This is a genomic window from Pseudomonas sp. 3A(2025) (assembly GCF_054589175.1).
Window position 1 is genome coordinate 80,292 of record NZ_BAAILM010000117.1, and the last position, 13,280, is coordinate 93,571.

The following is a 13,280-nucleotide window of genomic DNA, read 5'->3' on the forward strand; positions in this document are numbered from 1 at the left end:
CCTGGCCATGACCAACATGACCCCGCGCGAGCGCTTGCAGCCTTCCCTGCTCGACCGCCTGACCGACGATGATCCGGGCAATCTGCAAGAGGGTACGGACAAGCGTGTGCTGTCGCTGAACCAGCTCAAAGCCTCTGTGCTGCGCGACCTGACCTGGCTGCTCAACACCACCTCCTTGCTGGACGCCGATGCCACGCTGCACACCCACGCGGGCACCTCGGTGGTCAATTACGGCTTGCCGGCGCTGGCCGGCAGCAGTGTGTCGGGGGTCGATATCGCGGTGCTCGAAAGCCTGATTCATCGGGCGATCATTACCTTCGAGCCGCGCTTGCTGGCGCACACCGTACGGGTTCGTGCGCATGTGGGGCATGAACAGATGAACCATAACGCGCTGAGTTTCGAGATTCAGGGCGACTTGTGGGCGCAGCCGGTGGCGTTGCCGCTGTTGCTGCGCACCGAGCTGGACCTGGAGTCGGGGCATGTGAAAGTGCTGCCGGCCGAACAACGGAGACGTGCATGAATCCGCGCCTGCTCGGGTTGTATAACCAGGAGTTGCAGCACATCCGCGAGAGTGCTCAGGAGTTCGCCCGCGAGTACCCGAAAATTGCCGGGCGCCTGACGCTGTCGGGGCTCGATTGCGCCGACCCGTATGTCGAGCGCCTGCTGGAAGGCTTCGCTTACCTGACCGCCCGCGTGCAGCTCAAGCTGGAAGCCGAATACCCGACCTTCACCCATAACCTGCTGGAGGTCGCCTACCCGCATTACCTGGCGCCCACGCCGTCGATGACCGTGGTACAGATGCAGGCCGACCCGGACGAAGGCTCACTGGCCGACGGTTTCCCGTTGCCGCGCGGCACCGTGCTGCGCGCAGCGTTAGGCCGCGACTCGCAGACTTCGTGCGAATACCGCAGCACCCAGGCCGTCACCCTGTGGCCGGTGCAGGTCAGCCAGGCCGAGTATTTCGGCAACCCGGCGGCCGTGCTCGGCCGGCTGGCAGCCAGTGAACCCAAGGCCAAGGCGGCGCTGCGCATCACTCTGCGCACCGGCGCCGAATTGCCGTTCAACAGCCTGGCGCTGAGCAATTTGCCGCTGTACCTGAATGGCGCGGACGAACTGCCGTACCGGCTTTACGAGCAATTACTGGCCAATACCTGCGCGATCTTTGCCCGCCAGCCGGGCAGCGACTGGGTCGAGCGCCTGCCGGTCGAGGCGCTGCGCCCGTGCGGTTTCGATGACCGTGAAGCGGCGCTGCCGGTGGTGCCGCAGGCGTTTCAGGGGTATCGCCTGCTGCAGGAATATTTCGCGCTGCCACAGCGTTTTCTGTTTGTTGATTTCAGCGGGCTTGAACGCGCTGTCAGCCGTTGCAACGGCCAGGAGCTGGAGCTGATCGTGCTGCTGGAGCGCTTCGACCAGAGCCTGGAAAATACGGTGGGCCGCGATCAATTCGTGCCCTACTGCACGCCGGCGATCAACCTGTTTCCCAAGCGCCTGGACCGCATTCATTTGTCTGACCGGGTGCATGAGCACCATGCGATTGCCGACCGTACCCGGCCGATGGATTTCGAGGTTCACTCGCTGACCGGCGTCACCGGTTTCGGCACCGGTCCCGACCAGCCGTTCTTGCCGTTTTACGCGGTGCGCGAGCCGTCGCGCTATGGCCGCGACAAGGCCTATTACAGCCTGCGCCGCGAGCCGCGCGTGTTGTCCAGCGAACAGCGGCGCAGCGGCACGCGCTCGACCTATGTAGGCAGCGAAACCTTTATCAGCCTGGTCGACAGCCAGCAGGCGCCGTATGGCCATGACCTGCGCCAACTGGGCCTGACCGCCTTGTGTACCAACCGCGACCTGCCGCTGTTCATGCGCCTGGGCGGCGGCAGTGATTTCACCCTGGCCGACAGCGCGCCGGTGCAAAGCATTCGTTGCCTGGCCGGCCCCAGCCGCCCGCGCGCCAGCCATGCCCACGACAACAAGGCGTGGCGGCTGATCAGCCAGCTGTCGCTCAATTACCTGTCACTCAGCGAACAAGGTCAGGGCGCCGCAGCCTTGCGTGAGCTGCTGCGTTTGTATGGCGACGATCAGGATGCCGCGCTGCAATTGCAGATCGAAGGCCTGCGCGAAGTCAGCAGCAAACCGTGTACGCGGCGGCTGCCGATGCCCGGTCCGATCGTCTTCGGGCGCGGCCTGGAAATCACCCTGGAGTTCGATGAAAACGCCTTTCGCGGCAGCGGCGTGTTTCTGCTCGGCGCGGTGTTCGAGCGCTTTCTGAGCCGCTACGTGTCGATCAACAGCTTTACCGAAACCGTCCTGCGCAGCACCGAACGCGGCGAGATCATGCGCTGGAAAGCTCAACCCGGCCGGCGCCCGACCCTGTGAGTACGCTGAATGACATGCACACGCAGCCCTGGGAGTACGACTTCTTCCAGGCCCTGCGACGGATCGAATGCGAGAACCCCGACCTGCCGCGTTTCGGCCATTCGCTGCGCCTGAGTGATGACCCGGTGCGTCTGGGCCAGCGTCAGGACAGCGCCTTTGCGCCCTCGACCCTGGCCAGCGTCACGCCCGGCGACGACGACACGGCGGCGCGGCTGGAGCAGTTGTTTTTCGGCCTTGGTGGACCCAACGGGCCGTTGCCGCTGCACCTGACCGAATACGTGCGCGAGCGCCAGCGCAACCATGCCGACAGCACCAGCAAGCGCTTTCTGGATGTGTTTCATCACCGCTTGCTGAGCCTGTTCTATCGCGCCTGGGCCGAAGCGCGGCCGACCGTCAGCCATGACCGCGCAGATGACGATTACTGGTCCGGGCGCCTCGCAGCCTTGTGTGGCCGTGGCCTGCCCGGCCAGCTGGAGCAGGGCGAACTGCCGGGCACCGCCAAATTGCATTACAGCGGTCACTTGGCGGCGCAGACCCGTTACCCGGATGGCCTGAAAGCGATTCTGGGCGAGTATTTCGGCCTGCCGGTGCACATCGAGGAATACGTCGGCCAGTGGCTGGAATTGCCCGAACGCAGCCGCGTGGGCGTCAGTGCCAACCGGCTGGGCGTCGACCTGTGCCTGGGCAGCCATGTCTGGGACCGCCAGCACAAATTCCGCATCCGCCTGGGGCCGCTGACGCTCGATGAATACATGGGCATGTTGCCCGACGGCCAGCCGTTTCGTGAGCTGGTGGCCTGGGTCGCCGAGTACCTGGGGCACGAGCTGGACTGGGATTTGAACCTGGTGCTGGAACAGCCACAGGTGCCGCGCCTGCAACTCAACGGCCGCCAGCGCCTGGGGTTCAACACCTGGCTGGGCGAGCGGGACACCGATGCCGACGAACTGGTTCTGGCCCGGCATTATGCCGAGCACGCTGGTTCGACACACACTTCAAGGAGCCAGTTAAATGAGTGAAATCAGTCGTGCCGCGTTGTTCGGCAAACTCAACAGCGTGGCCTATAAAGCCATCGAAGCGGCCACGGTGTTCTGCAAGCTGCGCGGCAATCCGTATGTCGAACTGGCGCACTGGCTGCACCAGTTGCTGCAATTGCAGGACTCGGACCTGCACCGCATCATCCGCCAGTTCAACGTCGAGCCTGCACGCCTGGCCGGCGACCTGACCGAGGCGCTGGACCGCCTGCCGCGTGGCTCGACGTCGATCACCGACCTGTCGTCGCACGTCGAAGAAGCGGTCGAGCGCGGCTGGGTCTACGGCAGCCTGATGTTCGGCGAAAACCAGGTGCGCACCGGTTATTTGCTGATCGGCATTCTCAAGACCCCGAGCCTGCGCAACGCCTTGCTTGGCCTGTCGGCAGAGTTCGGCAAACTCAAGATCGAAAGCCTGACCGAGCGCTTCGACGAGTACGTCGGTGATTCGCCGGAAAACGCCCTGCACGCCACCGATGGCTTCAGCGCAGCGGCACCCGGTGAAGCCAGCGGTGCCATCGCGCCGAGTGCGCTGGGCAAGCAGGAAGCGCTGAACAAATTCACCATCGACCTGACCGCCCAGGCGCGCAACGGCGAACTCGACCCGATCGTCGGCCGCGACGAAGAGATCCGCCAACTGGTGGATATCCTCATGCGGCGTCGGCAGAACAACCCGATCCTCACCGGTGAAGCCGGGGTCGGCAAGACCGCGGTGGTCGAAGGGTTTGCCCTGCGCATCGTCGCCGGCGATGTGCCGCCGGCGCTCAAGGACGTCGAACTGCGCAGCCTCGATGTCGGCCTGTTGCAGGCCGGCGCAAGCATGAAGGGCGAGTTCGAACAGCGCCTGCGCCAGGTCATCGAAGACGTTCAGGCCTCACCCAAGCCGATCATTCTGTTTATCGACGAAGCCCACACCCTGGTCGGTGCCGGCGGCGCAGCAGGCACCGGCGACGCGGCCAACCTGCTCAAGCCGGCACTGGCACGTGGCAGCCTGCGCACCGTTGCGGCCACCACCTGGGCCGAGTACAAGAAGCACATCGAGAAAGACCCGGCCCTGACCCGGCGCTTTCAGGTGGTGCAGGTCGACGAGCCGTCCGAAGACAAGGCGCTGCTGATGATGCGCGGCGTGGCCTCGACCATGGAGCAGCACCATCAGGTGCAGATTCTCGACGAGGCGCTGGAAGCCTCGGTAAAGCTGTCGCACCGCTATATTCCGGCGCGGCAGTTGCCGGACAAATCGGTGAGTTTGCTCGACACCGCCTGCGCGCGGGTCGCCATCAGCCTGCATGCGGTGCCGGCCGAAGTCGACGACAGCCGCCGGCGCATCGAAGCGCTGCAAACCGAGTTGCAGATCATCGCCCGCGAACACACCATCGGCGTGCACACCGGCACCCGCCAGGGCAGTGCCCAGGCGCTGCTGGACGCCGAGCAGGAACGCCTGACCGGGCTGGAAGTACGCTGGGCCGATGAAAAAGCGCTGGTCGACGAACTGCTGAAACTGCGGGCGCAACTGCGTGAAAGCGTCGGCGTGGTGGACAGCGAAGTGAATGACGAGAGTGCTCACGAACTGCGCATTCGCCTGGTCGAGTTGCAGCAGCAACTGAGCGAGCTGCAAGGCGAAACGCCGTTGATTCTGCCGACCGTGGATTACCAGGCGGTGGCCTCGGTGGTCGCCGACTGGACCGGGATTCCGGTCGGACGCATGGCGCGTAACGAGCTGGAAACCGTGCTCAACCTCGATCAGCATCTGGGCAAACGCATCATCGGCCAGGACCACGCGCTGAAGATGATTGCCAAACGCATCCAGACCTCACGCGCCGGCCTCGATAACCCGAGCAAACCGATCGGCGTGTTCATGCTCGCCGGCACCTCGGGCGTCGGCAAGACCGAAACGGCACTGGCGCTGGCCGAGGCCATGTATGGCGGCGAGCAGAACGTCATCACCATCAACATGAGCGAGTTCCAGGAAGCGCACACGGTGTCGACCCTCAAGGGCGCGCCGCCGGGGTATGTCGGCTACGGCGAAGGCGGCGTGCTGACCGAAGCGGTGCGGCGTAAACCGTACAGCGTGGTGCTGCTCGACGAAGTCGAAAAAGCTCACCCGGATGTGCATGAGATGTTCTTCCAGGTGTTCGACAAGGGCGTGATGGAAGACGGCGAAGGCCGGGTAATCGACTTCAAGAACACCCTGATTCTGCTGACCACCAACGCCGGCACCGACCTGATCGCGCACCTGTGCCGGGACGCGCACAACGTGCCGGACCCGGACGAGATCGCCAAGGCCCTGCGCCAGCCGCTGCTGGAAATTTTCCCGCCGGCGCTGCTTGGCCGCCTGGTGACCATTCCGTATTACCCGCTCAGCGACTCCATGCTCAAGGCCATTACCGAGCTGCAACTGGGCCGGATCAAGAAGCGGGTCGAGAGCACCCACAAAGTGCCGTTCGAATACGACGCCGACGTGATCGATCTGATCGTGTCGCGCTGCACCGAAACCGAAAGCGGTGGTCGGATGATCGATGCGATTCTGACCAACACCTTGTTGCCGGACATGAGCCGCGAATTCCTCACCCGTATGCTGGAAGGCAAACCGTTGGCCGGTGTGAAGATCAGCCAGCGCGACGGGCAGTTCCAGTATGAATTCGGTGATGCGGTATCCACCTGACGAGACACGGATATGAATTTCCAGCAACTCACTCGCATGGCACAAATCACCAGCCCGCTTGGGCCGGATGTGTTGTTGCTCAAGGATATGGGCGGCGGCGATGAGCTGGGCCGGCTGTTCAACTATGAACTGCAACTGACCGCCACCGACGGCGCGCTGGACCTGAACCAGTTGCTGGGCAAGCCCATGTGCCTGTCGCTGCAACTGACCGGTGGCGGGCAGCGGCATTTTCACGGCATCGTCGCGCGCTGCAGCCAGAACGTCGACCGTGGCCAGTTCGCCAGTTATCAGGTGACCTTGCGGCCCTGGTTGTGGCTGCTCAGCCGTACTTCGGACTGCCGGATCTTTCAGCATCAGACCGTGCCGCAGATCATCAAGCAAGTGTTTCGCGACCTGGGCTTTTCCGATTTCGAAGACGCGCTGAGCCGCCCTTATCGAGAGTGGGAATACTGCGTGCAGTACCGTGAAAGCAGCCTGGATTTTGTCAGCCGGCTGATGGAACACGAAGGCATCTACTATTTTTTCCGCCACGAGAAAGACCGCCATGTGCTGGTGCTGGCCGATGCCTATGGCGCGCACCAACCGGCGCCGGGCTATGAGTCGGTGCCGTATTACCCGCCCGATGGCCAGCACCGCGAGCGCGACCATTTCAACGACTGGCGCCTGGCGCAGGAAGTGCAGCCAGGCTCGCTTGAGCTGAACGACTACGACTTCCAGCGCCCGAGTGCGCGCATGGAAGTGCGCTCCAGCATGCCGCGCCCGCACACCGCCGGCGATTATCCGCTGTACGACTACCCCGGTGCCTACGAGCAGAATCAGGACGGCGAGCATTACGCCCGCACGCGCCTTGAAGCCCTGCAAAGCCTGCATGAGCGGGTCGAGCTGAGCGGCAACGCACGCGGGCTGTGCGCCGGCAATCTGTTCAGCCTGACCGGCTTTGGTCGTCAGGATCAGAACCGCGAATACCTGATCGTCGCCGCACGCTATTACGTCGCCCAGGAAAGCCTGGAAACCGGGGGCGGCGGCGGTGTGCAGTTCGAGGTCGGGCTGACCTGCATCGACGCCCAGCAAAGCTTCAAGCCGCTGGCCAGCACCACCAAGCCGCTGGTTCAGGGCCCGCAAACCGCGCGCGTGGTGGGGCCGGCCGGCGAGGAAATCTGGACCGATCAATATGGCCGGGTAAAGGTGCATTTCTATTGGGACCGGCATGACCAGTCCAACGAAAACAGCTCGTGCTGGATTCGCGTGTCGCAGTCGTGGGCCGGCAAGAACTGGGGTTCGATGCAGGTGCCGCGCATCGGTCAGGAAGTGATCGTCAGCTTTCTTGAAGGTGACCCGGACCGGCCGATCATTACGGGACGTGTGTACAACGCCGAACAGACCGTGCCTTACGACCTGCCGGCCAATGCGACGCAAAGCGGCATGAAAAGCCGCTCGAGCAAGGGCGGCACGCCGGCCAACTTCAATGAAATCCGCATGGAGGACAAGAAGGGTCAAGAGCAGTTGTACATCCATGCCGAGCGTAACCAGGACATTGTCGTCGAGAACGACGAAAGCCATTCGGTCGGGCAGAACCGCACCAAGGTCATCGGCGTCACCGAAACCGTGACCATTGGCATGGACCGGGTGCGCGCGGTCAACCACGACGACCTGCTGCTGGTGGGCAATACCAAGACCGATGCCATCAGCCGCAGCTACCTGATCGAGGTGGGCGAAAACCTGCGCCTGGTGTGCGGCAAGAGCGTGCTGGAGCTCAACGCCAGCGGGCAGATCAACCTGACCGGGGTGAATATCAATGTCTACGCCAGCGGTACGGCGATGATCAACACCGGCGAAATCCTGCATTTGAACAACGGCAGTGGCGCAGGCACCGAACCCAAGGGCCAGGGCGTGAAAGGCGAGATCGATGCGGCGGTGCAGCAGATATTTCCCAAAGCGTAGGGCAAACAATAACGCACGCCTCGTAGGAGCGGCCGGGCGGCGATCCGCTTTAGCCGCGAACCGCAGCGCCCCTGTTCCCGACTAAAGTCGGTCCTACGAAAATCAAATGCCACCCTGTGCGCGCCATCCACACGGAATCGTTTTATGACTTACCGCCTCAATGAGTTCAGTTTTGCCCTGCCCGATCCCCAGGTGCAGGACGCCAGTATCAATATCCTCAAGTTCGCTGAGCTGGGCACTTCGCTGATTGTCAGCCGCAGTGTGCTGGGTGATGCGGAAACCTTGCACAGCAACTTCAGCGCGCAACTGGAACGCTTGGGCCAGCAGGTGCAGGACTTGCGCCACGAGCCGTTGCAAACGCTGCACGTCGGGGTCAATCAGGAGGTCGAGGCCATCGAGCTGCGTAGCCAGTTCAGCAAGGGCAACGAGAAAATCTGGCAGTTCCAGCTGGCGCTGGTGCTGCCCGGCACGCGGCGCATGCTCGCGCTCAGTTACGTCAAGGCGCAGCCGCTGGGTGCCGCCGAAGCGGCGCATTGGGCGAGCATCAAACAGTCGCTGAATTTCGACGCCAGCGTCTGAGCACCCTGAATGTCTGACGCGATCTGGGCCGCCCGGCTGGGCGACGGTCTTGAACACACCTCGATGATGGCCGACATCGTTGGCGGGGTGCTGGAGGTCGCCGCCAGCGTGGCGATTGGCGCTCTGGCCACCGCAGCCGTCGTCGCCGCCACCGGGATTACCGTCGCCACCGGCGGCCTCGGCGCGTGCCTGCTCGGCGCGGTGGTCGGGCTGGTGGTCGGTGTGGTGATGGCCAAGACCGGCGCCGACACGGGTCTTTCGCGATTATGCGAGGGCATCGGCAATGGCCTGTTTCCGCCGACGATTCAGGCGACCATCACCACCGGCTCGCTGAACACCAAGACCAATAACCGGCTGGCCGCACGCGCCGCCGGCTGGGTGCCGCCCGGTGTACAGGTCAGCGAACAGGAAGGCGAAGAAGAAGAGGCCAGTTACTTCGACATGGCCAAAAGCTTTTTCTCGCAGATGTGGCGGCCCACCGTCGCCATGCCCGCCCCCGGCGCGCAACCGCTGCCCGAAGACCTGGTGCTGTGTACCAAGCACCCGCCGATGCCACCGCAGTACCTGGCCGAAGGCTCGGACAAGGTCACGATCAATAGCCAGCCGGCGGTGCGCAGCGGTGACCGCAGTACCTGCGAGGCCGTGGTGGTCTCGGCGGGGCCTATTTCATCGAACGTGCGCATCGGCGGCGGCACGCTGACCGTGCGCGAGATTCGCAGCGGCAAGACGCCCGGCATCGGCCTGGCGGTCACCGTGCTGCTGATGCTCAAGGGCAGCAAGGGCAAGTTCTTGAGCAACCTGCCGTGCATGCTGCTCGGCGGGGTCAATGCCTTTGTCGTAGGCCAGGCCACCAATGCCCTGACTCACGCCATCGTCGGCTCGCCCAACCCGGTGCATGCGCCGACTGGCGCCAAGGTGCTGGGCGAGGCCATGGAGCTGGATTTCGTGCTGCCGGCGTTGCTGCCCATTGACTGGCAGCGCGTCTACAACAGCCGCGACGAGCGCTGCGACGGCTTGTTCGGCGCCGGCTGGAGCGTGGCCTATGAGGTCAGCGTCACGATTGCCGCGCATGCCGACGGCGGCGAATCGCTGCTGTATATCGATGAGCAAGGCCGGCGCATCGACATGGGCAACATCCCCTTGGGCGGCGCGGTGTTCAGCGCCGGCGAAGGCCTGAGCGTTCGACGCCACACTAACGGCCAGTTGCTGATCGAGAGCGACGACGGCCTGTACCGCTTGTTCGAACCCAGCCCGCTCGATGCCCGGCATTTGCGCCTGACCCAGCAAGGCGACCGCAACGAAAACCGCATTCATCTGGACTACGACGAACGTGGCCGCTTGCAGCGCCTGCGCGACGACGACAGCCTGGTGCAGGTCGAGCTGGTCTACAGCGAGCAATGGCCGCAGCGGGTCAGCCGCATCGAGCGGATTTACCCCGACCAGCAGCGCGAAGTACTCAACCACTACGCGTTTGATGAGCGCGGCGATTTGAGCGAGGTGCGCGATGGCGAAAACCTCGTGCGCCGGCGTTTTGCCTACGACGCTGGGCGGCGCATGGTCGAGCATCAGTTGCCGACCGGGCTGCGCTGCTTCTACGACTGGGCGCACATCGATGGGCGTGAGTGGCGAGTGGTACGGCACTGGACCGACGACGGCGACGAATACGCCTTCGACTACGACCTGGACGCCGGGCGCACCACGGTGCGCGACGGCCTGGGCCGCAGCAGCCAGCGCCTGTGGAACCCACAGCATCAGGTCACCGAATACAGCGATAACCTCGGCCAGACCTGGCGTTTCGACTGGGACGACGAGCGCCAGCTGACCGGCGCAACCGACCCGCAAGGCGGCCAGTACGGTTTTGATTACGACGAGGCTGGCAACCTGACCGCCAGCCTCGACCCGCTGGGCCGGCGCACCACCACGGTGTGGCTGGAGCATTGGTCGCTGCCGCTGAGCGAGACCGATGCGGCCGGCAATACCTGGCAGTTTCGCTATGACCCGCGCGGCAACTGCATCCGTGAAACCGACCCGCTCGGCCACAGCACCCGCTACCGCTACGACGCACACGGCCAGACCGTGGAAATCACCGATGCCGCAGGCAAGCGCCAGCAGTTGCGCTGGAACCGCTACGGCCAGTTGATCCAGCGCACGGACTGTTCCGGCTACCCCACCGATTACGCCTACGACCGGCGCGGCAACCTGACCTGCATCACCGACGCGCAGGGCGAGCGTTTGCTGTATCAGCACGATACCCAAGGCCGGCTGCTGTCCAGCGAACTGCCGGACGGGCGTACCGAGCACTATCAACGCGACAGCCTCGGCCAGTTGATCGGCCACACCGATGCGGCCGGGCACACCACCCGCTACCGCTACGACCGCCGCGGCCAGGTGCGCCAGCGCATCGATGCGCAAGGTCGGCAGGTGCAGTTCGACTACGACAGCTATGCGCGACTGCTGGCGCTGAGCAATGAAAACGGCGAGCGCTATCGCTTTGCCTGGGACGCCGCCGACCGGCTGATCGAACAGCAGGACCTGGATGGCGCCAGCCGTCGCTATACGTATGACGCCGGCGATAACCTGGCCCGCGTCGAGCATCATCCGGCACCGCTGGCCACGGCTGTGGCGGTATTGGTCGAGGCGCCGCCCGCGCCCCTCGTGCATGAGCTGCACCACGATGCCGTCGGCCGCCTGCAAAGCAAAGTCACCGCTGACGGGCGCACCGACTACCAGTACGACGCGCTGGATAACCTGACGGCGGTGAGCTTCACCGACAGCCATGGCGAACAGCAGCTCGACTTTGCCTATGACGCACTCGGCCAGTTGCAGGAAGAACGCAGCGCGGCCGGGCGCCTGGAGCATCGGCATGACGAACAGGGCAATCTGATTCAAACCTGTCTGCCTGACGGGCGCTGGCTCAACCGGCTGTATTACGGCAGCGGCCATCTGCACCAGCTCAACCTCGACGGCCGGGTGATCAGCGACTTCGAGCGCGACCGTCTGCACCGCGAGGTGCTGCGCACGCAAGGGCAGATCAGTACCCGCAGCCAGTACGACCGCAGTGGCCGGCTGCGCACCCGTTTGCACCGCCCGACCGGGCAACCAGCGCAACTGCCGGGGCTGGGCGAAACCGAGTATCAGTTCGATCAGATCGACAACCTGGTCGGCAAGACCCGGCGTGATCGCCAGCCGCCAGGTGATGGCCGGCAGTTGCTGGGCTACGACAGCACCGGGCGCATCATCGCCAGCCAGGACAGCCTGACCGGCCAGAGTGAAACCTTCGCCTACGACGCTGCCGCCAACCTGCTCGACAGCCCGCACACCGGCGGCCTGGTGCGGCATAACAAGCTGCTGACGTATCAGGACAAGCGCTATCGTTACGACGGCTTCGGCCGGATGATCGAGAAGCGCAGCACCCGTCATGGCGTGCAACGTTTTGCCTACGATGCCGAAAGTCGCCTGATCGAGGTGCGCAACGCCAACGGCCAGCGCATCCGTATGCGCTACGACCCGCTGGGCCGGCGCATCGCCAAGACCGAGCTGCACGAAAGCGGTCGGGTGCTGGGCGAAACCCGGTTTGTCTGGGACGGCATGCGCCTGTTGCAGGAGCACAAGAACAGCGTTACCAGCCTGTACCTCTACAACCAGGGCAGTTTCGAGCCGCTGGCGCGGGTCGATGGGACCGGCGCCCAACAGAAGGTTCGCTACTACCACAACGACCTCAATGGCCAGCCCGAGCAGCTCACCGACAGCGACGGCCAGCCGGTGTGGCAGGCGCAGTATCAGGTGTGGGGCAACACGGTGCGCGAAACCCGCGCCGCCCATTACGTCGAAGAACAGAACCTGCGTTTTCAGGGCCAGTACCTAGACCGCGAAACCGGCCTGCACTACAACACCCTGCGCTTCTATGACCCGGACATCGGCCGCTTTACCACGCCTGACCCGATCGGCCTGGCCGGTGGCCTGAACCTGTATGCCTATGCGCCCAACCCGCTGGTGTGGGCCGACCCGCTGGGCCTGAGCAAGTGCGGCACCGGCAGCCGCAAACGCCCGCCGGGCCCGACCCATGACAAACGCACCACCGACAGCTTCACCGGCGGCGTGTACAAGAACCGTCAGTTGACCCGTAACGAACGCTTCTACAAGTACCATGGCGTGGATAACCGCACCGGGCGCAAGGTGTCGTGGCTGACCAAACAGAAATACAGCTCTGAAGATGTACTGCGCAAAGACCTGGCGATCCACCGTGACTGGGGGGTGGAAATCACCAAGGTGTCCGAATTCAATGTGCCCAAAGGCACTTGGGTCAGCGAGGGGCCTGCCGCCGCACAAGGCGCAGGCTACCCCGGTGGCGGCTATCAAGGTGTCATCACCAACCTGCCCCGATCATGGGTCGTCAAAACCACAGGAGTCCCCTGGTAATGCCGTTGAACGAACTGCTGACCGCGCTGGATAACCTCATCCAGGCACTCAACAAGGCCGGTAAGCCTTCGGCCGAATTCTTTGCCGAACGCGCCGCCGAACTGCGCCAGGCCAACCTCAGCGCCGCCGAGCATCAGGAAAGCCTCAAGCGCTTGTCGACCTGCATGGCGCTGGCCCAGTACGGCGATTTTTCGCTGGAACAGGAAGCGCTGCTGGGCAAGGTCGTCGACCTCGCCGGCGCGTGCCTGGCCACCCTGCCCTCGGCCTGATGAACGCGC

The 13,280-nt window shown here is 64.1% G+C and carries 8 protein-coding genes; all 8 read left to right on the plus strand.

The window, feature by feature from the left end; all coding sequences use genetic code 11:
* The first annotated feature begins 7 nt into the window (after positions 1 to 7).
* The 8 genes from tssE to ACYP2A_RS32130 all read left to right on the plus strand — a co-directional run bounded on the left by tssE (position 8) and on the right by ACYP2A_RS32130 (position 13,271).
* The gene (tssE, locus tag ACYP2A_RS32095; protein ID WP_459749966.1) at positions 8 to 520 is read left to right on the plus strand and encodes a type VI secretion system baseplate subunit TssE; all 513 of its coding nucleotides are present in this window, start codon (positions 8 to 10) and stop codon (positions 518 to 520) included.
* The gene (tssF, locus tag ACYP2A_RS32100; RefSeq protein ID WP_459749967.1) at positions 517 to 2,373 is read left to right on the plus strand and encodes a type VI secretion system baseplate subunit TssF; all 1,857 of its coding nucleotides are present in this window, start codon (positions 517 to 519) and stop codon (positions 2,371 to 2,373) included. Before tssE ends, tssF begins: the two co-directional genes overlap by 4 nt.
* 14 nt (positions 2,374 to 2,387) lie before the next feature.
* Positions 2,388 to 3,389, plus strand: a complete 1,002-nt coding sequence (gene tssG, locus ACYP2A_RS32105) for a type VI secretion system baseplate subunit TssG (RefSeq protein WP_459749989.1) — start codon at positions 2,388 to 2,390, stop codon at positions 3,387 to 3,389.
* Complete coding sequence (gene tssH, locus ACYP2A_RS32110) at positions 3,382 to 6,063, plus strand: type VI secretion system ATPase TssH (RefSeq protein WP_459749968.1); 2,682 nt, start codon at positions 3,382 to 3,384, stop codon at positions 6,061 to 6,063. Before tssG ends, tssH begins: the two co-directional genes overlap by 8 nt.
* A gap of 12 nt (positions 6,064 to 6,075) precedes the next feature.
* A complete protein-coding gene (locus ACYP2A_RS32115; RefSeq protein WP_459749969.1) occupies positions 6,076 to 8,004 on the plus strand; it encodes a type VI secretion system Vgr family protein in 1,929 nt (642 codons plus the stop codon).
* 144 nt (positions 8,005 to 8,148) lie between these two features.
* On the plus strand, positions 8,149 to 8,583 hold the full coding sequence (locus ACYP2A_RS32120) for a DcrB-related protein (protein WP_459749970.1): 435 nt from the start codon (positions 8,149 to 8,151) through the stop codon (positions 8,581 to 8,583).
* Between the two features lie 9 nt (positions 8,584 to 8,592).
* Positions 8,593 to 13,002, plus strand: coding sequence for an RHS repeat-associated core domain-containing protein (locus tag ACYP2A_RS32125; protein WP_459749971.1), 4,410 nt, complete (start codon positions 8,593 to 8,595; stop codon positions 13,000 to 13,002).
* Positions 13,002 to 13,271 (plus strand): hypothetical protein, encoded by a 270-nt coding sequence (locus ACYP2A_RS32130; protein ID WP_459749972.1) that lies wholly within the window; start codon positions 13,002 to 13,004, stop codon positions 13,269 to 13,271. Before ACYP2A_RS32125 ends, ACYP2A_RS32130 begins: the two co-directional genes overlap by 1 nt.
* The last annotated feature ends 9 nt before the right edge of the window (positions 13,272 to 13,280 follow it).